This is a genomic window from uncultured Clostridium sp. (genome assembly GCF_934754925.1).
Taxonomy (GTDB): Bacteria; Bacillota; Clostridia; order Clostridiales; family Clostridiaceae; genus Clostridium.
Genome location: NZ_CAKVJA010000020.1, coordinates 19,407 through 45,201, shown reverse-complemented (window position 1 = coordinate 45,201; position 25,795 = coordinate 19,407). Strand labels below are relative to the sequence as shown.

Annotated in this window: 23 protein-coding genes, 1 pseudogene and 1 other annotated feature; of the genes and pseudogenes, 16 read left to right on the top strand and 8 right to left on the bottom strand. The window is 27.4% G+C overall.

Annotated features, from left to right (window positions below; genetic code table 11):
• A partial coding sequence (locus Q0G30_RS08300) for a DUF1858 domain-containing protein (RefSeq protein ID WP_294388811.1) occupies positions 1-143 on the top strand: 143 nt, incomplete at its 5' end.
• 216 nt (positions 144-359) lie between these two features.
• On the opposite strand, the gene Q0G30_RS08295 is transcribed toward Q0G30_RS08300, so the two are convergent.
• Together Q0G30_RS08295 and Q0G30_RS08290 are read right to left on the bottom strand one after the other, a co-directional pair.
• The gene (locus Q0G30_RS08295) at positions 360-1,721 is read right to left on the bottom strand and encodes an MATE family efflux transporter (protein WP_294388808.1); all 1,362 of its coding nucleotides are present in this window, start codon (positions 1,719-1,721) and stop codon (positions 360-362) included.
• Positions 1,722-1,740: 19 nt separating this feature from the next.
• Entirely contained in the window at positions 1,741-2,172 is a 432-nt protein-coding gene (locus Q0G30_RS08290) for a MarR family winged helix-turn-helix transcriptional regulator (protein ID WP_294388805.1), read from the bottom strand.
• A gap of 294 nt (positions 2,173-2,466) precedes the next feature.
• Between Q0G30_RS08290 and Q0G30_RS08285 the strand changes: the two genes are divergently transcribed.
• The 4 genes from Q0G30_RS08285 to nhaA all read left to right on the top strand — a co-directional run bounded on the left by Q0G30_RS08285 (position 2,467) and on the right by nhaA (position 7,393).
• On the top strand, positions 2,467-3,219 hold the full coding sequence (locus tag Q0G30_RS08285) for a DeoR/GlpR family DNA-binding transcription regulator (RefSeq protein ID WP_294388803.1): 753 nt from the start codon (positions 2,467-2,469) through the stop codon (positions 3,217-3,219).
• A complete protein-coding gene (gene pfkB, locus Q0G30_RS08280; RefSeq protein ID WP_294388801.1) occupies positions 3,219-4,124 on the top strand; it encodes a 1-phosphofructokinase in 906 nt (301 codons plus the stop codon). Before Q0G30_RS08285 ends, pfkB begins: the two co-directional genes overlap by 1 nt.
• A gap of 21 nt (positions 4,125-4,145) precedes the next feature.
• The gene (locus tag Q0G30_RS08275; protein WP_294388798.1) at positions 4,146-6,077 is read left to right on the top strand and encodes a fructose-specific PTS transporter subunit EIIC; all 1,932 of its coding nucleotides are present in this window, start codon (positions 4,146-4,148) and stop codon (positions 6,075-6,077) included.
• 140 nt (positions 6,078-6,217) lie between these two features.
• The gene (gene nhaA, locus Q0G30_RS08270; protein ID WP_294388797.1) at positions 6,218-7,393 is read left to right on the top strand and encodes a Na+/H+ antiporter NhaA; all 1,176 of its coding nucleotides are present in this window, start codon (positions 6,218-6,220) and stop codon (positions 7,391-7,393) included.
• Positions 7,394-7,575: 182 nt separating this feature from the next.
• Here nhaA and Q0G30_RS08265 read toward each other — a convergent pair whose 3' ends face one another.
• The 3 genes from Q0G30_RS08265 to Q0G30_RS08255 are packed head-to-tail and all read right to left on the bottom strand — an operon-like array spanning position 7,576 to position 9,824.
• On the bottom strand, positions 7,576-7,848 hold the full coding sequence (locus Q0G30_RS08265) for a hypothetical protein (protein ID WP_294388795.1): 273 nt from the start codon (positions 7,846-7,848) through the stop codon (positions 7,576-7,578).
• Positions 7,817-9,172: a hypothetical protein gene (locus Q0G30_RS08260; protein ID WP_294388793.1), complete on the bottom strand. Its 1,356-nt coding sequence runs from the start codon at positions 9,170-9,172 to the stop codon at positions 7,817-7,819. Before Q0G30_RS08260 ends, Q0G30_RS08265 begins: the two co-directional genes overlap by 32 nt.
• Positions 9,147-9,824 (bottom strand): ABC transporter ATP-binding protein, encoded by a 678-nt coding sequence (locus Q0G30_RS08255; RefSeq protein WP_294388791.1) that lies wholly within the window; start codon positions 9,822-9,824, stop codon positions 9,147-9,149. Before Q0G30_RS08255 ends, Q0G30_RS08260 begins: the two co-directional genes overlap by 26 nt.
• Positions 9,825-10,511: 687 nt before the next feature.
• Here Q0G30_RS08255 and Q0G30_RS08250 point away from each other — a divergent pair.
• The 6 genes from Q0G30_RS08250 to Q0G30_RS08225 all read left to right on the top strand — a co-directional run bounded on the left by Q0G30_RS08250 (position 10,512) and on the right by Q0G30_RS08225 (position 18,291).
• Positions 10,512-12,155 (top strand): GH3 auxin-responsive promoter family protein, encoded by a 1,644-nt coding sequence (locus Q0G30_RS08250; protein ID WP_294388789.1) that lies wholly within the window; start codon positions 10,512-10,514, stop codon positions 12,153-12,155.
• Positions 12,156-12,358: 203 nt separating this feature from the next.
• Positions 12,359-12,688, top strand: coding sequence for a hypothetical protein (locus Q0G30_RS08245; protein ID WP_294388809.1), 330 nt, complete (start codon positions 12,359-12,361; stop codon positions 12,686-12,688).
• 93 nt (positions 12,689-12,781) lie between these two features.
• On the top strand, positions 12,782-13,651 hold the full coding sequence (locus Q0G30_RS08240) for an EamA family transporter (protein ID WP_294388787.1): 870 nt from the start codon (positions 12,782-12,784) through the stop codon (positions 13,649-13,651).
• 210 nt (positions 13,652-13,861) lie between these two features.
• Entirely contained in the window at positions 13,862-15,490 is a 1,629-nt protein-coding gene (locus Q0G30_RS08235) for an alpha-glucosidase (RefSeq protein ID WP_294388785.1), read from the top strand.
• Between the two features lie 164 nt (positions 15,491-15,654).
• Entirely contained in the window at positions 15,655-17,163 is a 1,509-nt protein-coding gene (locus Q0G30_RS08230) for a carboxypeptidase M32 (protein ID WP_294388783.1), read from the top strand.
• A gap of 117 nt (positions 17,164-17,280) precedes the next feature.
• Positions 17,281-18,291, top strand: coding sequence for a putative ABC transporter permease (locus Q0G30_RS08225; protein ID WP_294388781.1), 1,011 nt, complete (start codon positions 17,281-17,283; stop codon positions 18,289-18,291).
• A 69-nt stretch (positions 18,292-18,360) separates the two neighbouring features.
• On the opposite strand, the gene Q0G30_RS08220 is transcribed toward Q0G30_RS08225, so the two are convergent.
• The 3 genes and pseudogenes from Q0G30_RS08220 to Q0G30_RS08210 form a co-directional block, all read right to left on the bottom strand.
• Positions 18,361-18,567, bottom strand: coding sequence for an EamA family transporter (locus Q0G30_RS08220; protein WP_294132424.1), 207 nt, complete (start codon positions 18,565-18,567; stop codon positions 18,361-18,363).
• 78 nt (positions 18,568-18,645) lie between these two features.
• Positions 18,646-18,945, bottom strand: a pseudogene (locus Q0G30_RS08215) (rhodanese-like domain-containing protein); the annotation flags it as partial.
• 266 nt (positions 18,946-19,211) lie between these two features.
• The gene (locus Q0G30_RS08210) at positions 19,212-19,877 is read right to left on the bottom strand and encodes a Crp/Fnr family transcriptional regulator (protein ID WP_294132352.1); all 666 of its coding nucleotides are present in this window, start codon (positions 19,875-19,877) and stop codon (positions 19,212-19,214) included.
• A gap of 190 nt (positions 19,878-20,067) precedes the next feature.
• On the opposite strand from Q0G30_RS08210, the gene Q0G30_RS08205 reads away from it, so the two are divergent.
• The 5 genes from Q0G30_RS08205 (at position 20,068) to Q0G30_RS08185 (ending at position 25,769) form a co-directional block, all read left to right on the top strand.
• Positions 20,068-20,547: an NUDIX hydrolase gene (locus tag Q0G30_RS08205; protein WP_294388779.1), complete on the top strand. Its 480-nt coding sequence runs from the start codon at positions 20,068-20,070 to the stop codon at positions 20,545-20,547.
• 51 nt (positions 20,548-20,598) lie between these two features.
• The gene (gene fliB, locus Q0G30_RS08200) at positions 20,599-21,843 is read left to right on the top strand and encodes a flagellin lysine-N-methylase (protein ID WP_294388777.1); all 1,245 of its coding nucleotides are present in this window, start codon (positions 20,599-20,601) and stop codon (positions 21,841-21,843) included.
• 162 nt (positions 21,844-22,005) lie between these two features.
• Positions 22,006-23,613, top strand: a complete 1,608-nt coding sequence (locus Q0G30_RS08195) for a family 20 glycosylhydrolase (RefSeq protein WP_294388775.1) — start codon at positions 22,006-22,008, stop codon at positions 23,611-23,613.
• Between the two features lie 166 nt (positions 23,614-23,779).
• Positions 23,780-24,071 (top strand) — a binding site (T-box leader).
• Between the two features lie 43 nt (positions 24,072-24,114).
• Positions 24,115-24,597, top strand: coding sequence for an Lrp/AsnC family transcriptional regulator (locus Q0G30_RS08190; protein ID WP_294132399.1), 483 nt, complete (start codon positions 24,115-24,117; stop codon positions 24,595-24,597).
• Complete coding sequence (locus tag Q0G30_RS08185; protein WP_294388774.1) at positions 24,594-25,769, top strand: aminotransferase class I/II-fold pyridoxal phosphate-dependent enzyme; 1,176 nt, start codon at positions 24,594-24,596, stop codon at positions 25,767-25,769. Before Q0G30_RS08190 ends, Q0G30_RS08185 begins: the two co-directional genes overlap by 4 nt.
• The last annotated feature ends 26 nt before the right edge of the window (positions 25,770-25,795 follow it).

Here is a 25,795-nt window from a genome sequence, read left to right as displayed (position 1 = left end):
ATCCAAAGGCAGCAGAAATATTAATGTCATTTGGTATGGGATGCTTAGGATGCCCATCAGCAACTATGGAATCTTTACAACAAGCATGCATAGTTCATGGATTAGATTTAGAAAAAGTTTTAGAAAAGTTAAATAACATGTAATAACTTATAAAAGGCTTGATATTAGATTTATTATAATATTAAGCCTTTTATTTTTGCTATTGTGATAGTAATTATAATTTAAATATATTATTTGCAATAATGTTATTTATATCCCAAGGGGTATAAAATAATAAGAAATTATGTTAAAAGTAAATAACTGTATTAGTTTAACTTTATACTTTAAAACTAATACAGTTCTATTTTATTTAAATTTAATTAGGCAGCTTCAGCAGCATATAATTTATTTAATGATTTAAATTCCTTAAATATTAAAATTAATGTTATAACAACTGAAAGGAAGTCTGCACATGCTCCGGCAGCCCATACACCGTCTAATCCCATAAATAAAGGTAGTATTAATGTAAATGGAATTAATAATATAACTTGTCTAAGTAAACTAACGAACATAGACATTTTAGCTTTACCTACTGATTGGAAATAACTAGTTGATACAATATTGATTCCTACTATAGGCATCATTAATAAATACATTCTAACTCCTTTTACAGCAACAGCAGTAAGCTGGGGATCATTATTAAATAAGCTTATTGAAAATTCAGGGAAGGCTTGAATTAGAATTCCACCAATTGTACAAATAACTGTAGCTGCAATAGTAGCAATTGCAAAGGTCTTTTTAGCTCTATCATATTTTTTAGCACCATAATTAAATCCAATAATAGGTTGACAACCTTGATTGATACCAAATATAGGCATCATAAACACCATATTAATAGAACTTATTATAGTCATGGCTCCTATAGATAAATCATTACCATAAGCTTTTAGAGAATTATTAGCAACAACTTGTACTAGGCTATTGGCAATTTGAGTTGCAAAAGGAGCAATACCAATAGCAAATGTCATCATTACTAAGTTTTTCTTTAATTTCAAATTTTCGAATTTTAATTTTAAGTTAGATTTTCCCTTAGTATAGTAATGAAGAATTATGAAGAATGTAAGTGCTTGAGAAATAACAGTTGCAAAAGCAGCTCCTTTAATTCCCATGTTTATTACAAAAACAAATAAATAATCTAATATTATATTAGTGCAACAGCCAACAACCATTGTTATTGAGGCTAGCTTAGGATTACCATCAGCTCGTACAGTGCTATTTAATGCAAAGGAAAGAATATTAAAAGTACACCCACCTAGAATTACAGTAATATATTGTTTAGCGTAAAATAAAGTATTTTCACTAGCTCCAAAAATATTTAATATTGGATTTAATAAAATAAATGTAATAATAGTAATTGCAATACCAACTATTAGACTTAATGTTAGTGCACTACCAATTAATCTCTCAGCATCATCTCTTTTGCCACGACCAAGATTTAATGAAATATTTGCAGTTGATCCAATTCCAATAAGCATACCAAATGCTAAAAGAATAGACATTATAGGCATAGTTATTCCAACTCCAGTTAAAGCAAGAGAGCCTACATCTGGTATACGACCAATAAACATTCTATCTACAATATTATATAAAGCATTAACCATCATACCGATTATTGCTGGGATAGAATATTTTAGTAATAATTTTCCTATAGATTCTTCTCCTAATTGATTTTGATGTCTCATATTTTGTCCTCCTATATAATTAAGTATTATTTATTACATTTTTTGAAAGTTTATTTAATATATTTAGTCCAATGGATATTTCATCAGGACTTAATTCATTAGTTAATATATTTTCCCACTTAGTTAAAACTGAAAAAAAGTCATTTTTAATATCAAGAGCTTTAGAAGTTAAATAAATTCTATTAATTCTTTTATCCTTTGAGTCTTTAGAGCGAACTATAAAATTTAATTCTTCTAATTTTTTTATTGCTTTAGCGGTAGTGCCTTTATCGATGTTTACTAATTCAGATAAAGATTCCTGACTAATTCCATCATTTTTATATAAATGAATCATGAACATATATTGTCCACTACCAAATCCAAATTTACTAAATTCCTTTGTAAAAAAAGCATTTGCTTGTCTATGAATAAGTGAAATATATTTACCTAAATATTCATTGTTAGAGTTCATTTTAATAAATCCTTTCCTACAATATAAGCAATAGTAACTAGTTTAGTTATAAAATTAAAAAGGTAGTATGAATTGCCTAATACATTATAATGCAAAAGTAGTTGCAAGTGCAACTAAATAGTTGAACTTGCAACTATTTTATTGTGTAAAAAACTATTAATACCAATACAATCTATAAGTAGAATAAAAATAAATGATTTTGAATGAAAATGAAAGTTTTTGAACGAAAAATACTTAAAAGCCATTGACTTATGATTGAAATAGGAGTATTATGAAGTCAAGGAAGTGATGTAAATGTTATCAGAAGAGAGGCATAAGCTTATTTTAGAAAAGTTAGAAAGAGAATCAGTAGTTTATTTAAATGATTTAGTTAAATATTTAAACACTTCAGAATCAACTATTAGAAGAGATTTAACTGCTCTTGATAAAGCAGGATTATTAAAGAAGGTTCATGGAGGGGCTACATCATTAAAAAATGTAAACATAAATACAACTGATGATATTGTTGAGAATAGACAAACTTTAAATATAGATGAAAAGTTAAAAATTGCAGAATATGCTGCATCATTAATAGAAGATAATGATTTGGTATATATAGATGCAGGAACAACTACAGAGCTTATGATTAATTTTATAAGCAATACAAAAGCAATTTTTGTAACTAATGGAATTGTTCATGCAAGAAAATTAATAAAAAGGAATTGTACTACTTATATTTTAGGAGGAGAATTAAAACTTGCAACAGAGGCCATAGTGGGAGCGGAAACTGTAAATAGTTTAAGAAAGTACAATTTTACAAAAGGTTTTTTTGGAGCAAATGGAGTGGATATAGAAAGAGGATTCAGTACACCAGATGTTAAAGAAGCAATGGTAAAAGAAGAAGCATTGTATAGAAGTAAAAAAAGATTTGTCCTGTGTGATAAATCAAAATTTGATGAAATAAGTTCAATAACTTTTGCTGATATTAAAGATGCTAAAATAATAACTACGAATTTAGAGAATAATAGATATAAATATCAAACAGAAATTTTGGAGGTAGAAAGTTAATGATATATACAATTACATTTAATCCAGCTTTAGATTATATTGTTAAGATGGACGAATTCAATTTAGGACATGTAAATAGAAGTAATAATGAATTTGTTTATGCTGGTGGAAAAGGAATTAATGTATCAATCGTATTAAATAATCTAGAAGTTAAAAGTAAAGCTTTAGGATTTATAGCCGGTTTTACTGGAGATGAAATAGAAAGAAGAGTTAGAGAGTTTGGATGTGATACTGATTTTATAAAATTAAAAGAAGGCATGTCTAGAATAAACGTAAAAATAAAGGCTGATGTTGAAAGTGAAATAAATGGTGGTGGTCCTGATATTTCATCAGAGGCATTAGAAGAACTTTATAAAAAGTTAGATACATTAATAGCTGGAGATATATTAGTTTTAGCAGGTAGCATTCCGAAAACGATGCCAACAGATATCTATGAAAGAATAATGAAAAGACTTCAAGAGAAAGATGTTAAATTTATAGTTGATACAACTGGTGAATCATTACTTAAGGTATTAAAGTATAATCCGTTTTTAATAAAGCCAAATCATCATGAACTTGGAGAATTATTTGGAGTAAAGCTTAATAATAAAGAAGAAGTTATAGAGTATGCAAAGAAGCTTAAAGATATGGGAGCACAAAATGTAATTATATCTATGGCTGGAGATGGAGCAGTATTAATAGATTCTAATGGTGGAGTTACAACAAGTAATGTACCAAAAGGGGTAGTAAAAAACTCAGTTGGAGCAGGAGATTCAATGGTTGCTGGATTTATAGCTGGATATTTAAATTCAGAAAAAATTGAAGATGGATTTAAGTTAGGTGTAGCAACAGGAAGTGCATCAGCATTTTCAGAAGGACTAGCTACAAAAGATTATGTTTATGAATTATTAGAACAAGTAAGATAGAGAACTAAGGAGGAAGAAAAAGTGAAAATTACTGATTTATTAAAAAAGAATGGTATAGCACTTAATCCTAAAGTAGATTCAAAAGAAGAAGCAATAAACAAATTAGTTGATTTAATGGATGCTACGGGAAGATTAAGAGATAAAGCAGCATATAAAAATGCTGTTTTAGAAAGAGAAAGCTTAAGTACAACAGGAATTGGAGATAACATAGCAATTCCACATGCTAAGACAAGTGCAGTAAAAGAAGCTGGTCTTAGTGCAATGGTACTTACTAATGGTGTTGATTATGATTCATTAGATGGTGAACCAGCAAAATTATTCTTTATGATAGCAGCACCAGAAGGAGAAAACAACCTTCACTTAGATGTATTAGCAAGATTATCAATGATGCTAATGGATCCAGATTTTAAAGAACAATTAATAAATGCTAAAAGTGTTGATGAATTCTTATCACTTATAGATTCTAAGGAAAATGATAAATTAAAAGCAGAAAATGATAAAGAAGAAGCTCAAAAGGCACAATCTAATGGATATAGAGTATTAGCCGTTACTGCATGTCCAACAGGTATAGCTCATACATTTATGGCAGCTGAAGCTTTAGAAAATAAAGCTAAAGATATGGGAATTTCAATAAAGGTTGAAACTAATGGTTCAGGAGGAGCTAAGAATGTTTTAACTGATGAAGAAATAGCTAATGCGGAGTGTATAATAGTTGCAGCTGATAAAAAAGTTGAGATGGCTAGATTTGAAGGAAAAAGAGTTATTCAAACTAAGGTTGCAAATGGAATTCATAAAACAGAAGAATTATTAAATAGAGCTACTAGTGGAGATGCGCCAGTTTACCATCATGCAGGTGGAAGCGATAAGGAAGGTTCATCATCAGAAGAAGGAGAAAGCATTGGAAGACAAATATATAAACACTTAATGAATGGTGTATCTCATATGTTACCATTTGTTATTGGTGGAGGTATATTAATAGCTTTAGCATTCTTATTAGATGATTATAGCATTAACCCAGCTAACTTTGGTAAAAACACTCCAATAGCTGCGTTAATAAAGACTATAGGTGAAACTGCATTTGGATTTATGTTACCTGTATTAGCAGGATATATTTCTATGAGTATTGCAGATAGACCAGGTCTTGCAGTAGGTTTTGTTGGTGGTATGTTAGCTAATTTAGGAACAACTTATGCAAGTGCATTTGATTCTTCAGTATCAGTTATTAGTGGTGGATTCTTAGGAGCATTATTTGCAGGGTTCTTAGGTGGTTACTTAGTATTAGGATTAAAGAAGATATTTGATAAATTACCACAATCATTAGAAGGTTTAAAACCAACACTATTATATCCTTTCTTTGGTATTGGATTAATTGGATTAATAATGATATTTGTAAATCCATTCTTTGGTGGAATAAACGAAGCAATTACAACTTTCCTTAACTCAATGGGTAGCACAAGTAGAGTATTATTAGGAATAGTAGTTGCTGGTATGATGGCAATCGATATGGGTGGTCCTTTCAATAAGGCAGCATACGTGTTTGGTACAGCATCACTTGCATCTGGTAACTATGAAGTAATGGCAGCTGTTATGGCTGGTGGTATGGTTCCACCACTTGCAATAGCTTTAGCATCAACATTCTTCAAGAATAAGTTTACAAAGAGAGAAAGACAATCAGCTCTTACAAACTACATTATGGGATTCTCATTTATAACAGAGGGAGCAATTCCATTTGCAGCAGCAGATCCATTAAGAGTTATACCTTCATGTGTAGTAGGTTCTGCAACAGCTGGAGCACTTACAATGTTATTTAACTGTCAATTAAGAGCACCACACGGTGGAATATTCGTATTACCTGTAATAGGAAACCCATTTGGATTCTTAGGTGCAGTTGTTATAGGTTCTGTAGTAGGAATGGCAATGTTAGCATTATTAAAGAAGAAAGTGTCAGAATAATTTAATATAAAATTAAAAGTAAAGTGTCAAAATTATTTAAATTTTGGCACTTTATTTATTTTCTAAAATCACATACATTTTTTAATTTTACATAATACTAATAGCGTACAAATGATTAATTTCATAGCAGGAGGAGTGTTATGGGAAATAATAAAAAAATAAATAAAAGTATAGTAACATCAGAGGCATTTCCAGGAATATTACTATTAGCAACAACAATATTAGCTTTAATTTTAGCAAATAGTCCTCTAGATAAGTATTATAATTATATATTATTTGACTTAAAGTTTGGAGAAGAATTTAATTTACATCTAATAATTAATGATTTTTTAATGGCGATATTTTTCTTAGTAGTAGGATGCGAAATTAAAAGGGAATTAGTTTATGGCAAGTTATCAAGTTTTAAACAGGCTTCTTTTCCGGTAATAGCTGCAATTGGTGGAATGGTAGCACCAGCATTAATATTTACTTTATTTAATTATCATAGTGCATTTGAAATAGGAGCAGGTATACCCCTATCAACAGATATAGCCTTTGCTATAGGGATATTTTGTATACTAGAAAGTAGATTAAATCCTTCTTTAAAGCTGTTTTTGCTTACATTAGCTGTAGTTGATGATTTGCTTTCAATAGTTGTAATTGGAATATTTTATTCATCAGATATAAGGATTTTAGGAATAATAGTATCATTAATAATATTAGTATCTCTATTCTGTTTGAGATTTATTAATAAAAGAAATAAGTTATATCCATATTTAATACTAGGATTCTTATTATGGATAGCTGTATTTTATAGTGGAATTCACGCTACATTAAGTGGGGTATTATTAGCTTTTAGTATACCGGTGTTAGATGATAAAAATAGAGCTAGAGATTTAAGTTATAAAATTCAACATAAGCTAGAACCATTTTCTAATTATGTAATTCTTCCTTTATTCGCTTTTTCTAATACAGGAATTAATATAAGTGGAAGTTTAAATTTATCTAGAGATTATCCTTTAATGTTAGGAATAATATTAGGATTAGTTATTGGAAAACCATTAGGTATAATGGCATTTGGATATTTAGCTAGTTTAGTAGGAATAACTAAAAAATCTCAAGATACAACTTGGTTTGATGTTCTAGAAGTATCTATTTTAGCAGGAATAGGATTTACAATGTCATTGTTTGTATCAGAAATAGCCTTTACTGGCGAAGAGATAGAACTTAGTGTTTCAAAGATATCGGTATTATTAGCAGCAGTAATTTCTATCATACTTGCAACTATTATGACATCCATAGGTGAAAGAATACCTAAAAAAATAAAAGTTAACTAATTTTAAAAGGTGATATTGTAAAATGATTTTGTAATCATTTGCAATATCACCTTTTGTTGTTGATAGAATAATACTTCAATAATATAAGAGTATTGAATGTATTACATAATAATTCATGGTAAAATAATAATTAAAAAGCATAGATTTATTAACATTCATGTAAAGTTAAAGTAATTAAAAAACTAATGAGCAGGTTTAACATTTCTCTTGCTAAGCAATTCTATAATCAAGGCTATACCTATAACAGCACAATAAGCTATTAGCATTTTGATATCTACCCCGAAGCTTGTACTAATTTCATTTGATGTTTGTACATGATTAAATATAATTCCTAATTTACTTACTACTTTGGAAGTTTCATTCAATGAAAATAAAGTTGTTATATAATCTATCATCAATAATATAAAAAATAAATTAGTTCCTTTAAATAATGCTTTGTATATCTTTTTTAACATACGACCTCCTAATTATTCTTAAATTTATTATGCTTATTAAAAGTATACCGAATATATATATAGTGATTTTTATACTTTCATTGTCTATATTAAAACTAACTAATGCTAATAGCATTACTATTGCAGCCAATGAAAAATTAGACATGAATTTGTTCAAGCTATTATTTTCTCTTGGAAATATTATTCCTAGATATATTGATAAAAGATAAATAACAAATGATTCGAGAACGTATATATATTGTCCATTTGCTAACAATATAAACAAAAAGTTTAATGTTAAATATATTACTACCAAAGTAAAGTATATTTTATACTCATCTCTGTCATTGTTTAGTTTTAAAAATGTTTTTTCATGTGTCAAATATGAGTAAAAGTTTATACCTAATACTACGCTCAATAGACTGAACATATTTGCAATAGATAAATCTTTCACCGTGAAATAATTCAATATTTGTGCTCCTATGATAAATAGTCCTATTAAAAATATTTTTTTATTTCTCACTAATAATTTTATATACTTTGTATATTTTGTACTTTTATCTAAGCTTATGAATAAATTGTATTTATAATTTATTTCTGAATCCATTATAATTTTATTTTTTACATAAAGGCAATATAGTACAATTATAAAGCATGATGATAAAAAGCCTATAATATAATAAATCATATTTGTATTAGCAAATCTGTTATAAAAATCATACTCTTTTAAATAATTAAACCAGACCTTTAATGCAGTGTAATATATAGTAACATATAGTAAAATTAGGGTTGATAATATAATTATTCTTATTTTAGAAAGACTAAGACCAATTTGAGAATACATTTTTTCCATATACTTTACAATCATATCTATTGGGATAAATACTAGATTAGTTCCTATAAAAGTCATTAATATGAATTTAATGAATAAATTTAACCTTAATACTTGTATTAAAGGAATACCTGCTTGTATTAATATAATTACTATTGATACTAGTTGTACACCTGAAATCATTAATATTTTATTTATACTTCCTAGCTCTATATCATTTAGATAATTAGTTTTGAAAAACATATTAAGTTTATATGAAAAATCTACGCTCATATATGTAAAAACATATGCAATTACTGTTATTGAGAGTATTTGCAATAATCCTAGTACAATAGTATCATTTAATGCTGTATAATCAATTGATGAAGTTGATGGTGTAAACTTTACACTCATAAATAAAAACGTTAATACCATGATCCCATATAGTAATATCTGTTGTTTATTTTTTTTGATATCTATTTTTCCTAGAGATTCCTTATATAAAATATTAAAATAGATTTTTAATTTTGTCATATTGTTCTTCTACCTTTGTTAGATTTGTTAGTCGGGACCTTATATCACCTTTAATGTATTCTACAGATTTATTGTTTACCAATAAAATTTCATCGCTCACTCTTTCTATAAAATCAATTTCATGTGATGATACTACAAATGTAGCGTTTTTAGATAATAATATTTTTTCTATAAGTAATATTGTTTCAATATCTAATCCGCTAGTTAATTCATCAAATATATATAACTTACATTTTAATAAAATTCCTGTGATAAATTGTATTTTCTTTTTCATACCATATGAATATTGTTCAATAAGTTTATCCTTATCCTTTTCTAAATTAAATAGCTGACAAAGGCTTTCAAATGTATATTTATCTAATTTCTTACCTTTAAGTACATGAAGATAAGTACAGTATTCTTCTCCAGTTAAATATTCTGGCAAGTAAAAATCAGATGGGATATAAAATATATCTTTATTTTTATCTAATTCTAAATAATTAATATATCCTTCAAAGTTAGTATCTAATCCTAATAAAATATTTAGTAGTGTCGTTTTACCACTACCGTTTAGCCCTACTAAACCACAGATTTTATTTTTCTTAAAGTTAATATTAACATCCTCTAAAATCAGTTTATCGAAACTTTTTTCTTTAATAATTAAATTAAGCATTTCTCCTCCTCTGAAATAGATTATGATAAAGATTTGTGTGTATTTACAAATCTTTATCATAAAATTGTTAATTATAATAACCTAGTTTTAATAGATTTGCTATTACACCAAAGTCAAATCCTTTACTTGTACAGTAAAAAGCATATATTACTATACAAATTAGAAGAAACAAAACTATCGGTGCCGCATGATTCATTAGCTTTTGTACTACCCCAATATAAGAGTGTGCAGTTAATATTGATTAATATTTTCGGCAAGATAAACCCAAATTAATTTACAATTTTAATCATTAAATAAATTTTAAACTTAACTGTTGATATTATAATAACAATTAATATAAGAACAGAGTTAAAAATGGAATTAAATATCTTTTTTCGGGAATTAAATTCGAAAATAATAAAAAAAAACGAATTTGAGTACAATATGTGGAAAAATAGTACAAAAGACACATAGGGATTAAATAACATAATATAATAAAATAACTTAAATATATTTTATAAGAGAAAGATAGAGAGAAGGATTTAAGTTATAAAGTTAAACATAAATATAAATAAGTAATATGTATGTATTCAAGAGGCAGTTAAATACAAAATACACACATATTTTTTTATATCATATAATATTGTGACAAAAATATATAGGAAGTGCTTTAAAACGAGCATAATAAGTAAAGCAGTATATTGTAGTATGATTATAGCAGGAGGAGTGCTAGAAAAATATTTTAATCAATATACGATAAATTCTAAGAAAGTAAATGAACAGGTTTTATTTAAGATATTAAATAAAAATAAGAAATGTAAGTATGGTAAAGAATATAAATTTAACTCTATAAAATCAATAAATGAATATAAAAGTAAGGTTCCAATTACCAATTATGCATCTTATGAAAAGTATATAGAAGAAATGTTAATAGGAGAAAAAAATATTTTGTTTACTGAAGATGTTGAATACTTTGGACATACTTCAGGAACTACAGGTAAGCAAAAATTAGTCCCAGTAACTAAAAAGTCTAGAGAAGTTGGAAGTAAGTATATGGCATTATTACTTGAAAGGTTTGCTTATAATAATTTTAAGGAACAATGGAATTATGGGAGAGGATTGATGTTAGCAGATACTGTAATGACAACTTATTCCCAAGGTGGGGTACCTATATGTTCTGCTACATCCGGGGGAATGGATTCTATAAAATTAATATTGCCTAAGATATATACTTCACCATATGAAGTAATGAAAATTAAAGATAAAAATACAGCATTATATTTGCATTTGTTATTTGCTCTTGAAGACAAAAATTTAACTTATATAAGTGGCGTTTTTATATCTAATGTTTTAGATGCATTAAGAGTATTAGAAGACAATGCAGATTTATTAGTAAGAGATATTAGGAGAGGTAGCATAAACAGGAATTTAAATATTGATGAAGATACAAGAAAAAAGCTAAATAAATATTTAAGGCCTAATGCAGGACGAGCTGATGAAATAGAATTAGAATTTACTAAAGGGTTTGAAGGAATATGTAGAAGAATATGGCCTAAATTAATTTATATTGCAGCAGTAACAGGAGCTAATTTTTCTATATATGATGATATGGTTAATTATTATACTGAATCTTTGCCTATATACTCACCGGCTTATGCAGCAACTGAAGCAATGATGGGAATTAATCCATATGCAGAGAAAATAAGATATGTTATAATTCCTGATACTGCATTTTATGAATTTATTCCAATAGAAGAAAGCAATAAGAAAAATCCAGAGACTTATTGTATAGATGAATTAAAGGTAGGAGAGGAATATGAAATTATAATAACTAGTTATGCTGGATTTTATAGATATAGATTAGGTGATGTTGTTAAGGTAGTTGATTATTATAATAATTCACCAGAGATAGAGTTTTTATATAGGAAAAATCAGGTTTTAAATATGTATGCTGAAAAAACTACAGAAGAGCACTTAAAAGTAGCAATAAGTAATACTATGAGTAAGCTTGATTTATCTTTAGTTGATTATACAACATTAGAGGATAATTCAATAACACCAGGAAGATATATTTTTTATTTTGAGTTTAATAATGAGTTACCAAAGAGTAGGTTAAAATTATTGGAAAAGACTCTTGATTTAGAATTGCAGAAGGCTAATTTAGCTTATGGAAGATTTAGAAAGAGTAATAAGTTAGCATGTATAGGAGTTATTGTTATCAGAAAAAATACTTTTGATAATATAAAGAAGTTTTTAATATCTAAAGGAGTTTCAAAGAGTCAAATTAAGATACCAAGAGTAATAACCAATAAAAAAGATATCTTAAGTATATTAAATGAAAATATAAAGTAATAAAAATTTCACCCTAGGGAAATAGTTGCCTTTCCCTAGGGGAGTATTTTATGATGAATGGATAAAATTTCGAATACTAATAAAAAGGGGGAATATAACCTTTTAATTAATTTTATTCCAAAGTAGTTAAAATTTATATATAATAGAATAACAAAAAAAGTGTTTTAAATGATGTAAAAAAGGGGGAAAAGAGTGTGGAGTGGATGGGATGGTTTAGTTTCTTTATTATTCTATGTTATTCTTCGTATCCAGGAAAAGTAAAGAGACTTGAGAAGAAGGTAAAAAAATTTGAAAGAAATCAAAAGGGAGAGGGTAGTATGTCAAAAATAATATCTAGTCTTGTAGGACAAGTGTGTAAAATAAGATCAGAAGAGGCTATTTTTGAAAGTTTAGAGTGTAATTGTACTATATTAGAAGTTGATGATGAATGGGTTAAAATTTTGCATACTAATAAAAAAGGTGATACTAAAATAAAGATATTAAGAATTGAAGATATTAAGAATATAGAATTAGTTGAAAATAATATAAAATAATTTATTAAAGTTATAATATAAATAATGTAAAATAAGTAAAGAGGTTGTCTCATACAACCTCTTTACTTATTAAAACAAAAGGAGAATATAGATATGTGGTTGATTTATGCTTTTGGATCTGCATTTTTTGCGGGGATTACATCTATTTTAGCTAAGGTAGGGATAAAAGACGTTGATTCTCATTTAGCTACAGCTATAAGGACTATTATAGTCTTAATTTTTTCATGGATAATGGTATTTTTAATTGGATCACAAAGTACAATAGTAAATATTGATGGAAAAACTTTTTTATTCTTAATTTTATCAGGTTTATCAACAGGAGGATCTTGGCTATGTTATTTTAAGGCTTTACAACTAGGAGATGTTAATAAAGTAGTACCTATTGATAAAAGTAGTACAATATTAACTATGATTTTAGCTTTTATTTTCTTAAATGAAAAGATAACTATAAATATGGTAATTGGAATGATAGGAATAGCTATTGGAACATACTTAATGATTCAAAAGAAAGAAGGAGTAGAAAAGGTAGTTAAGGGAAAAGCATGGTTAATATATGCTTTATTATCAGCTCTATTTGCCTCATTGACATCTATATTAGGTAAGGTTGGTATAGAAAATATTGAATCAAACTTAGGAACAGCAATTAGAACAATAGTTGTACTTATAATGTCATGGATTATAGTTTTTGCTACTAAAAAACAAAGTGATGTTAAGAAGATAGATAAAAGAAGTTTAATATTTTTAATTTTATCTGGAATAGCAACTGGCGCATCATGGCTTTGCTATTATAAGGCTTTACAAGATGGACTAGCTTCTATAGTAGTACCTATAGACAAGCTTAGTATTTTAGTAACTGTATTATTTGCTTATATATTTTTAAAAGAAAAATTATCAAAAAAATCATTATTAGGATTAATTTTAATTGTAGTTGGAACATTATTATTATTAATAAAATCCATATAATGTCAGTGCCTCCGGGGAACACCCATATAATGGATATTCCTAGGAGGCATTAACATTATTAAGAAAATAAAATAAAAAATAGCATTATTGTGTTAAAAAAAGCCTATATTTTGCAAGTAAAGTAATGATAATATTATGTATAATCACATTATAAATCATTAATTGTAATAAAAAGATAAATTGAGTTTTTATAATGTGGAGGTAACAAATATGGAAAGACAATGGTGGCATAGCTCAGTAGTATATCAAATATACCCAAGAAGCTTTAATGATAGTAATGGTGATGGAATAGGTGATATTAACGGAATTAGGGAAAAGTTAGATTATCTAAAAGAGCTTGGGATAGATGTTATTTGGCTTAGCCCAGTTTATAAATCTCCAAATGATGATAATGGATATGATATAAGTGATTACTGTGATATCATGGATGAATTTGGAACAATGGAAGATATGGATAATCTTTTAAAAGAAGCTAATGAAAGAGGAATTAAGATTCTTATGGACTTAGTTGTTAACCATACTTCTGATGAACATAAATGGTTTATTGAAGCTAAAAAGTCTAAGGATAATGAATATAGAGATTACTATATATGGAGAGATCCAGTGGATGGCCATGAACCAAATGATTTAGGATCAACATTTAGCGGAAGTGCATGGCAATATGATGAAACAACAGGTCAATACTATTTACATTTATTTAGTAAGAAGCAACCAGATTTAAATTGGGAAAATGAAAAGGTTAGAAATGAAGTTTATAAGATGATGAATTTCTGGGTAGATAAAGGTATTGGTGGATTTAGAATGGACGTTATTGATCTAATAGGTAAAGTTCCAGATGATATGATAACAGGAAATGGACCTAAATTACATGAATATCTACAAGAAATGAATAAAGCTGCATTAGAAGGTAAGGACCTATTAACAGTAGGAGAAACATGGGGAGCAACTCCAGAGGTAGCTAAGCTTTATTCAAATCCAGAAAGAAAAGAATTAAGTATGGTATTCCAATTTGAACATATAGGGTTAGATCAAATTGAAGGAAAAGAAAAGTGGGACGTAAAACCATTAGAATTACTTGATTTAAAGAAAGTTTTATCTAAGTGGCAAACAGAACTTGAGGGACAAGGATGGAACAGTCTTTTCTGGAATAATCATGATTTGCCAAGAATAGTTTCAAGATGGGGAAATGATAAAGAATATAGGGTTCTAAGTTCAAAAATGCTTGCTACTCTTCTTCATGGAATGAAGGGAACTCCTTATATTTATCAAGGAGAAGAACTTGGAATGACTAATGTAAGATTTGAAGATATTAATGACTACAATGATATTGAAAGTTTAAACATGTATAAAGATAGGCTTTCAAAAGGATATACTCATGATGAAATAATGGAATCTATCTATGCTAAGGGAAGAGATAATGCTAGAACTCCGATGCAATGGGATAATTCTGAAAATGCTGGATTCACAACAGGAACTCCTTGGTTAGCTGTTAATAAAAATTATGATGAAATAAATGCTAAGCAATGTTTAGAAGATGAAAATTCTATTTTCCATCATTATAGAAAATTAATAAATATAAGAAAAAATAATGATACTATAATTTATGGAGATTATACTTTATTATGTCCTGAAGATGAAAATATATTTGCTTATACTAGAGAGTTAAATGGAGACAAGATATTAGTAGTTTGTAATTTCTATGATAAGGAAGTTACTTTCAATTTTAATGGTGATTTTAATCATGCTGATATTTTATTAAGCAATTATAATGATTCTAGCACGTTAAATGAAAGATTAAAATTAAGACCATATGAAGCTATAATGGAGAGAGTTAAATAATATTAAAATGTAAAATAATGTATGCGCCTCCGGGGTTAATCCATATTTTGGATTAACCCCGGAGGTTCATACATTATTTTCCTGATAAAAATGTACTATTCATTTAATTTAAAATAAAGTATATAATTAAGTAAATGGAAAAATATTAGGATGGGGGCTAAGTTTTGGATAAATTAAAGAAAAAGTTGGATGAACTTTCAGCATATTTAAAAACTATTGAGCATTATAGAAATGTAGGAAGTCTTATGTATTGGGACATGACAACGGGAATGCCAGAAAATGCGGCAGAGGGAAGAGCAGAGACTATGTCTTTCATGCAAATGCAAGCACATAATTTATCTGTTTCAAAAGAAATTCATGACTTTATTAAATTCTTTGAGAAGAATGAGGAAAAATTAGATTTTGTTCATAAAAGAATGTTACATGAACTTAAGAAGAATTATGAAAAGGAAAAGATATTTCCAGAGGAATTTATAAAAGAATTTTCTTTAGCAGCATCTAGGGGACAATTAGCTTGGGAAAGGGCTAAGAATGAAGATAACTTTGAAATATTTAGGCCTGATTTAGAAAAGATAGTAGAGCTTACAAAGAAATCAATAAAATATAAGGGGTATAAAGGTAATAAGTATAACGCTTTATTAGATGATTATGAGCCAGGACTTACTGTTGAAAAATTAGATAAAGTTTTTGATGAGTTAAGAGATGGAATTGTTAATATATTAAAAAAGATAAATAATAGTGGAACAGAAATTTCTAATGTTTTTGAAGGAAAAGAATTTCCTAAGGAAAATCAAAAAAGATTTTGCTTTAAAATTTTAAAAACTATGGGATTTGATTTTAAATCAGGAAGAATGGATGAAACTGAACATCCATATACTTTAGATATGACTAATAAAGATGTTAGAATAACAAATCATTACTATTTAAATGATTTTACATCTGCAATGTTTTCAGCAATACATGAAGGCGGACATGGAATATATGAGCAAAATATACCTGACTATCTAGAAGGCACTGGATTAAATATTGCAGCATCTATGGCTATTCATGAATCACAATCAAGATTTTATGAAAATATAATAGGAAGAAATAAAGCTTTTTGCAGATATTTATATAAAGAAGCTAAAAAGGAATTTTCAGATCAGTTTGAATCTATTAATGAGGAAGAGTTTTATAATACAATAAATAAGGTAGAACCTTCATTAATAAGAACTGAAGCAGATGAACTAACTTATAGTATTCATATAATTATAAGATATGAAATAGAAAAATTACTTATAAATGATAAAATTGAAGTTAGTGATTTACCAAGAGTTTGGAATGAAAAATATAAGGAATATTTGGGTGTAGAGCCTACAAGTGATAAGGTTGGAGTGCTTCAAGATATGCATTGGTCAGATGGATCATTTGGGTATTTTCCAAGTTATGCATTAGGAAATCTTTATGGTGCACAAATGCTAAATAAAATGGTTAAGGATGTACCTAATGTATATGATGAAATAGAAATGGGAGATTTATCATCAGTATATAAATGGTTAAAGGAAAATGTTCATGAATGTGCAAACCTTTATGATCCAAGTGATTTAATAAAGAAAATTACAGGTGAAGAACTTCAAGCAAAATATTTTATTGAATACTTAGATAAGAAATATAAGGAAATATATAATTATTAATATATAGATAAATTGACCTCAGAAGAAAACTTATTCATAGATAATTTTTTCTGAGGTATTTTTATTAAAAATATATTAATATGCTATAAATTAGTTATTGAGCAATGGAGGAAAGAGATGAATATATATACAGTACACCAGTGGGTTCTTCTATTTTATCTTTATTGTTTTATGGGATGGATATGGGAATCATGTTATGTATCTTTAAAAAATCATAAATGGGTAAATAGGGGATTTTTAAAGGGTCCATTATTACCTATTTACGGATCTGGGGCTATAGTGGTATTAATTTCTACATTAGTAGTTCAGAAGAATCTTGTATTGGTATTTATTATAGGTATGATTGCTGCAACAATATTGGAGTATATAACTGGAGCATTAATGGAGAAATTATTTCATGTTAGATATTGGGATTATACTACAGAACCATTTAATATTAATGGACATGTTTGTTTACTGTGTTCCTTGGCATGGGGAGTCTTTTCGGTATTATTAGTTAGATTTGTAAATCCACCTATAGAGTATCTAATTAACAATATTCCTGATGAAATATTAGAAATAAGTGCATATATTATAACAGTTTTTATCACAATCGATGCTGTACAATCATTCAATGAAGCCATGGATTTAAAGAATTTATTAATTAGGTTTACTGAAAGAAATGATACTATCATTAACATAAAGAAGAGAATAGAGATATTAGAAGCTTTTGTTAATGAGGATGTAAAATCTATGCAAGAAAAATTAGTTGAAAAAGTAGCTATTAAGCAAGAAAAATCAGCAGCTAAGAAAAATACAAGAAAGCAAGCTATTGAAGCAATCATTAGAAGAAACCTAGCATTAAAGGAGGAAGCAACCAAGGGGTTTGTTGAAAAGGTATCAAGGTATGTTGATAAATTTGATGAATTATCATCAAAGGCTATAGATGAACCAAGTAAAATAAAAGCTGAGTTTTCAGACTATCTATCAAGATTAAAAGCACATGAATTAAAAATTAATAATACTGAAAATAAAGTTTATGTAAATTCTATAAATATATTAAGAAGAAATCCAAATGCAAGGGCTAAGAGATATGAAGAGGCTATGAGAGAAGTTAAAAATTTAGATAAAAATCTAAGTGATAAATAAAAACTTAATTATTTTTATATAAATCTAGGAGTAATTAATTTAATTAATTACTCCTAGATTTATATATAGTTATTTTTTCTTAGAAAATGATAGAATTATAACAGTAGAAATTATACAAATTGTTCCTAGAAGTTCTGGTAAAACAAAAGTTACATTTAACCATAAAACTGATAAAATAGTAGCAGATAGTGGTTCTATGCAACCTAATATGCTTGACTCAGAAGGCATAAGGTATTTCTTCTCAGTATAGGAAAGAACATAATATTTAAATTTGATATATTATATAAAAATGCTAAGTCATGATTATTAAGTCATCACTTAGCATTTTTAATTTTATATATTATAAAATATAAATTATTTAAAATTATATTTTGTTAATATACTGTCTCTATTTTTCACCTTATCATTATATGCTTCATAGAAGGATAAGCCTAAAAAGCTTCCAGTTATATTTATTACATTATCATATGCTAAATTTTGCAGTGCTAAAACAGCATTATAACTTCTTTGACCAGTTCTACAATGAAGGTAAACTGGTTTATCCTTAGGAATTTCATTTGCTTTTTCTCTTAGTTCACTTAAAGGAATATTAATTGCACCTTTAATATGACCATTTTCAAATTCCATGGCTTCTCTTACATCAATTATATAAGCCATCTTCAATTAGCTTGCACTTTGTATTATTCCACTTAAATGATAAGGAAGTGCACAGTTTGAAAATGATACATGGGGTCCTTTTTCATTAACTACTTTTCTATTATTTTTATTAAAAAAACCAAACATAGCTCCCTCCATATCAGTAAATAAACTCTATAATATTTTATTGATAAATATTACTTGTAGTTGAATAGTACATTTAAATATTCAACTACCTTATATCCATATTTTATATCTAATAATAAATTTATTTTGTGACTATATCACTTTATAATTTCACTTAAATCTTTTTCTATTTGTATTTTACCTCTGCCTAATTTTAAATATCCTTCTCTCTCTAGTTCTTTCAGCTTTCTACTTACTACTTCTCTAGCAGAATCTAATTCAAATGCTAAATCATTATGAGTTAAATAAATGTTTTTACTTTTTTTAGCTATAAGTAATTTAACTAATCTATTTGTTAATGATTCATGTTTAACTTCCTCCTTTACATTTACAATTAGCCTAAACTTATTATATAAATCCTTATAAATATATTGTAAAAATAAAGTATCATGTAATAAGTAATTATTAATAATATCAAATGGAATAATACATATTTTAGAATCTTGAAGTGCTCTTGCTATAATATTTAGAGATTTACAATTCATAAAACAGCTTAAAGACTCATGACATAATTGACCTTTTTCAACATTATAAAGATTAGTTTCTTCACCTTTTTCATTTATCTTTTGGACTTTTATATTTCCACTTAGAACAAATAAAAAACCTATACATTCACCTTCATGGGTTGTTAAATATTCATCTGATAAAAGCTCTTTAAAGGTAGCCCTTTTACTTAATATTCCATCATTATTTTTATCTATTTGAGCTAGAATTGGATATGCTTCATAAAGCTCACTTATATAGTAATTTCTATTATTAATCATAGTTTTACTTGGTTCTCCTTCATAAATAAAAAATTATATTATTTAATATTTTATATATTTAATATACATATATATTGTGACTTAGTCACATAAAAAGTACATACAATAAATGTGAATAAGTGGTAAAATTAATATAAGTATAGACGAATAAATATAGAATTTAATTATAAATTAAAGGGAGGAATAGGTTATGGTATTTCCAACACATATAGTAGCTGCCGGCGCATTAGTTACTAATGAAAAGGATCAAGTTTTATTAGTTAAGAATCCACATAGAGGATGGGAGTTTCCAGGTGGACAAATTGAAAATGGTGAGGATTTAATTGAAGGAGTAACTAGGGAGGTGTTTGAAGAATCAGGAATAAAAATTAATGTTAAGAAGCTTGCTGGAGTTTATTCTAACACAAAGTCATATATGGGTTGGGATAATGAAACATTTGTACCTACTAAGGTGATATTTGATTTCTTGGCAGTAAAAGTTGGAGGAGAATTAAGAGGTAGTGAAGAAAGTATTGAGGTTGGATGGTTTAATAAAAGTGTAGCTTTAGATATGATAAAAGAACCATGGATAAAAGAAAGAGCAAAGGATATGTTGGATTTTAATGGACAGGTAGTTTATAGAGTATATTCATCAAGACCTTATGAAGTTTATAGAGATGAATATATATGATAATATGATATAATTAAATTTAAATATCAGTATAATCAAAGGAAGTAAACAATGGCTAAAAAAATTAATAAAAGATATCCAGTATATTTTGAAGAATTTAAATGTATAGGTGGAAAGTGTGAAGATAGTTGCTGTATTGGATGGAATATAGATATAGATAAGGTAACATTTAAAAGATACTTTAAAGTTCAAGATCCAGAAATGAAGAGAATGTTTCAAAAAAATGTTCAAAATAATGAAAGATGTAGTAGTGATGAAGTTGACTATGGAATAGTTAAATTAAAAAAAGATAAAAGATGCCCTTTCTTAGATGAAGAAAATTATTGTGTTATTCATTCAAACTTAGGTGAAGATTATCTTTCAAATGTTTGTACATGCTTTCCAAGAGTAACTAATAAAATAGATGAAACTTATGAGATGTCTTTAGATGTGGCATGTCCGGAAGCAGCAAGGCTTATTTTATTAAAAGAAGAAGGAATAAAATTTGTTAATAAAGAAGAAGAACTAGGCAAACATATAATATCTGCACAAATAAATACAAATTTAAAAGAAGTGAAAAATACACCTTTAAAATATTTTAAGGAAATAAGAGATTTTTGTATAAAAATTATTCAGGATAGAAGGTTCAGTATAAGTGAGAGAGTATATTCATTAGGTTGTTTTATAGAGCAGATTGAGGAAGAAATTCAAAACAATAATAATATAATTAAATTTATAGACGGTTATGATATTGCTTTAGTTGCTAAGTTGTATTCAGAAGATGATCTTAATTTATTATTGGGTAATAGTAACATGAATTATATGATACAAATAGATTTATTTAGAAAGATACTTAAGATATTAAGAGTAGATAAAGATGTTGAAAGTCTTAGATTTAAGGAATATACAAATAAAATGTTAGATGGATATAATTTTGGTGAGAAAGAAAATCTACAAGGAAAATCAGAGTTTTATATAAAAGCTTTTGAAGAGTATAACGCAAAATATTTTGATAAATATAATTATATTTTAGAAAATTATTTAGTTAATTTTATTTATAATAATTTGTTCCCTTTTAATGAAGTTATGTCATTCTTTGATAGTTATATGATGCTTATAATAAGAGTTAGTTTTATAAGATTTTATTTAGTTGGATTATATTTAAATAGTAAAGATGAGAGCTATGAAAGGATAGTTGATTTTATACAAGTATTTTCAAAAACAATAGAGCATCATAAAAGTTATTTAATAGATTCATTACATTATATTAAGAGAAAAGAATTTGATAATATGGAGTTTGCAAAGACTCTTTTATAAGTTAAAAACTACTAATATTGACTATATAGTCAATATTAGTAGTTTTTTTATATAAAATATGTAAATACCATTGTATTAATATAAGAATAAAGACAAATAATAAAAATTGTAAAACCTAATAAATTTAACTGTTAAAAATATAAATTTTAAGGACGTGTACATATGAAAAATATATTTAAATGGAATAAAACAATACTTCTATTAATAATAATGGGAATAGTAACTATATCTGTGATATGTTTTAAAATATATATGATAGATAGTTATGATGTAAAAGATGTTTTTAATGATGAAGGGGGTGGGTTAAAAATTAGTATTATTCCAAAACCAATGAGTTACCAAGGTAAAGAAGGAAAGTTTATTTTAACAAAAAACAGTGCAATTTATATAAAAGGAAAAAATGATGAAGAAACTGAGCATATTAAATGGGTTGCAGAGTTTATAAGAGAAAAATTAAATGCATCAACAGGATTTGATTTGCAAATTATTGTAGGTGATAATCCTGTTGATGGAAGTATTTATTTAACAACAGTTAATTCAAATGAAGAATTAGGCAATGAAGGATATGAAATGAATACGACTTCAAAAATTGTTAAAATCACAGCTTATAAACCAGAAGGAATATCAAGAGGAGTTCAGACATTAAGACAATTGTTGCCACCAGAAATTGATAGTAGTAAGGTTATTGAAAATATAGAATGGAATATACCTGCATCAATAATTAAAGATAAACCAGAGTATAGTTATAGAGGATTAATGATAGATGTTGCAAGGCATTTTTTTACTGTTGATGAAATTAAAAGACAAATAGACTTAGCGGCACAATATAAGATAAATAAAGTTCATTTACATTTAAGTGATGATCAAGGCTGGCGTCTTGAAATAAAGAAATATCCGGACTTAACACTTATAGGTGGAAGTACTGAAGTTGGTGGAGGACCAGGTGGATATTATACCCAAGAACAGTTTAAAGATATAGTAAAGTTTGCAATGCAAAGATATGTAGAAATAGTTCCAGAATTTGATATGCCTGGACATACAAATGCAGCATTAGCTTCTTATGGATTTTTAAATCCAGATGGTAAAAGAGCAGCTTTATATACAGGAACAAAAGTTGGTTTTAGTTCCTTTATGACCCATAGTGAAAAGACTTATGAATTTATAGATGATGTATTTAAGGAGGTTTCACAAATATCACCATCTAAATATCTTCAAATTGGTGGAGATGAAGCACTTAATACTAAAAAAGAAGATTATGATTATTTTGTAGGAAGAGTAGCTAAAATTGCAGAAAAGTATGGAAAGACACCAATAGGTTGGGATCCAATAGATACTTCTCCGGAAATAGATTCAAGTGTAATACTTCAAAATTGGCAAGATTCAAATGAAGAAGCTGTGAAAAAAAATATGAAAATACTTGTATCAATTGCAAGTAAAACTTATTTAGATATGAAATATAATGAAGACACACCTTATGGTCTCAATTGGGCTGGTTATATTCCTGTTGATGTAGCATATAAATGGGATCCAACTGACTATGCACCAAAGAATTTAATTTTAGGGCTAGAAGCACCATTATGGACGGAAACAATATCAACACAAGATCAAATGGATTATATGATATATCCAAGATTACCAGGGTATGCTGAAATAGGCTGGACATCTAAGGAAAATAGAAATTGGGATGAATATAAGCTAAGATTGGCAGCACAATCAGAAAGATTAACAAATGAGGGTGTAAATTATTATAAATGGACAGAAGTAGAATAAAAGAAGAATAGGTCAAAGTTACATGTGAGTTTTTAAAAGATATTAAATTTTAAGAGGTATTAATTTATGGTTACAGTATTAAAATATGGTTATTTTTTTATTGACTTAAAAATAGTTATAATGGATAATATTATAAAGAAAGCATCTTATTTTTAATAAAATAAAATTAAAGATTATGATAAGGAAGAGTAATTTAAGCAATTATTTTTTAGAGAGCTAAGGGTAGGTGTAACTTAGTAATAATTCTTTTATGAAGCAGCCTTTGAATCGCTTACTGAGAACTAAGAAGTATTCTTAATGTAGGTAAAGACGTATATCCTAACGTTATAAGGAGTAGAATACTAACTTATAACTCTATTTATTAAATAAAGAGTTTATCTATAAGTATTCTTACTGAGTGAGTAAAGAAATTTACTTATGAGGGTGGTACCGCGGAATTTTATAGCTTCGTCCCTTTTTTATAGAGGGATGAGGCTTTTTTTATTATAAGGAGGGCTAGTTATGGAAGAAATTTTAGAAATTTTAGAAGAGAACAGTAGATATAGTGATGAGCAAATAGCCGTAATGGCTGGAAAGACTGTAGAGGAAGTTAGAGAAGCTATTAGAGAATATGAAGAAAAAAGTATAATAGCTGGATATACTACTCTTATAAATTGGGAAAATACAGGCAAAGAAACAGTTACTGCACTTATTGAAGTTAAAATAACACCTCAAAGAGGAGAAGGTTTTGATAAAGTAGCAGAAAGAATATATAATTTTGATCAAGTTAAAGCATGTTATTTAATGTCTTCAGGAGGTTTTGATCTTACTGTTATAGTTGAAGGAAAAACAATGAAGGAAGTTGCTATGTTTGTATCAGAAAAGTTAGCAGTACAAGATAATGTAATTGGAACAGCAACACATTTTGTATTAAAGAAGTATAAAGATCATGGAACTATATTTAAAGAGAAGAAAGTTTCAAATAGGGAGGTAATATTTATATGATACTAGAAAATATGATAAGAAAAGAAGTTAGAGAAATGCCTCCTTCAGGTATAAGAAAATATTTTGATATAGTAAATGAGATGGAAGGAGTAATATCTTTAGGAGTAGGAGAGCCGGACTTTGTTACTCCTTGGAATGTCAGAGAGGCTGGGATATATTCCTTAGAACAAGGAGATACTCACTATTCTTCTAATGCAGGATTTATAGAGCTTAGAGAAGAAATAGCTAAGTATTTATATAGAAAATTTGATTTAAAGTATAATCCAAAGGATGAGATTCTAGTTACCGTTGGTGGTAGTGAAGGTATAGATATTGCACTTAGAGCATTAGTTGGACCAGGGGATGAAGTTATTATTCCAGAACCAAGCTTTGTTGCATATAAAGGATGTACAGCATTTACAGGAGCAACTTCAAAGGTTATAAATCTTAAGGCAGAAAATGATTTTAAGTTAACAGCACAGGAATTAGAAGAAGCAATTACTGAAAAAACAAAAGTAGTTATAATACCATTCCCTAATAATCCAACAGGAGCAATAATGACAAGAGAAGAGTTAGCTCCACTTGTTGAAGTATTAAAGGACAAGGATATAATTGTTATTTCAGATGAAATTTATGCAGAATTATCTTATGATAAGCCACATGTATCTATAGCAAGCTTCCCTGAGATTAAGGAAAAGACTCTTGTTATAAATGGATTTTCAAAATCTTATGCCATGACAGGATGGAGATTAGGTTATATATGTGGACATCCAATACTTTTAGATGCTATGAAAAAGATTCATCAATATGCAATAATGTGTTCACCAACAACAGCACAATTTGCAGCTATTGAAGCATTAAGGAATGGTGATGAAAGTGTTACTAAGATGGTTAAGGAATATAATAGAAGAAGAAGAGTGCTTGTTGATGGATTTAGAAAACTTGGATTAGATTGTTTTGAACCTCTTGGAGCTTTCTATGTATTCCCATGTATTAAATCTACAGGAATGACATCAGATGAATTCTGTGAAAAACTTCTACTAAAAGAAAAGGTACTAGTAGTACCGGGAAATGCTTTTGGTGAATGTGGTGAAGGGTTTATTAGAGCATGCTATGCATCTTCTATGGAAAACATAATTGAAGCACTTAAGAGAATTGAAAGATTTTTAGATGAAGAAGTGAATAATAAGTAATTATATATAGTTTTATAATAAAAAAG